General features: G+C 28.9%; 1 protein-coding gene. It reads left to right on the top strand.

The window, feature by feature from the left end; translation table 11 throughout:
* Positions 1–186 precede the first annotated feature (186 nt).
* A complete protein-coding gene (locus tag ACOSP6_RS00140) occupies positions 187–774 on the top strand; it encodes a hypothetical protein (protein ID WP_422092302.1) in 588 nt (195 codons plus the stop codon).
* Positions 775–826: the final 52 nt, after the last annotated feature.

The raw sequence follows: 826 nt of genomic DNA, 5'->3' as shown, positions 1-826 counted from the left end.
TATAAAGACTGTTTGAGAAAGTTAAAAAGAAAGATATAACATAGCACAACAAGGTGTATAATTAATTGCGGCTGAATTTCCTCATCGGAAATTCAATCTTATTAATTATCTTTCCGAAACAACTGAAAAGAACTCGCGTCCTTTTCCCGCAAAAAATCATACACAAATACGTTGGCAACAATAAAAATGAAAATACTAAAATTATCAATTTTACTTTTATTAATAATCTCATGTAACGAAAAGAAAAAAAGTAGTAAACCTGAGGATTTAAAAATTATAGAAACTGAAAAACAGCCTATAATCAATAATCAAGATTTACAGATTGAAAAGGATACTGTTCATGAATCTTATTTAAAAGGAAAGGTTGAAAAATATGATTGGAATCTTGCCTTCAAAAAAACAGAGAATTATCAAAATATTTCTCAATCTTATTCAGATAAAAAGCAAATTCCAAAAGACTTAACAGACTTTCTCAACAAGTTCTTTTCGGATTATAATTTCCAGAAAAAACATATTGATTTTAATAACCTGACTGCTGCTGTCGGTGCTTGTGAAGAGACGTATATTCTTAGTAAAAGTAATTGGATTTTTGACAATGACAACTTCATAAATCGGATTGGAATTGACCAAAAATGGAAAAACACTTTTAAGCTATCGAAAAACAGATTTTACTACGAGGTTGAACTAATTGAAATTGGTGTTTTAAAAAGTGTCGGATTTAAGAAATCAAATGGAGTTTGGAAATTAAACTTATACTTAATAACTGATTGCTAAAATTAAAGTTGCCAACAACGTGTATAATTAATTGCGGCTGTCCCGAAGCTTC

Origin of the sequence: Tenacibaculum sp. MEBiC06402 (assembly GCF_049239625.1) — a bacterium.
Lineage (GTDB): Bacteria > Bacteroidota > Bacteroidia > Flavobacteriales > Flavobacteriaceae > Polaribacter.
Note: the sequence above shows the minus strand (reverse complement) of the source record. Positions and strands in the feature narration are given on the sequence as shown.

What these genes read in the sequence shown, in the direction of transcription:
- ACOSP6_RS00140 (WP_422092302.1), top strand. Translation starts at nt 187, where the DNA reads ATGAAAATACTAAAATTATCAATTTTACTTTTATTAATAATCTCATGT.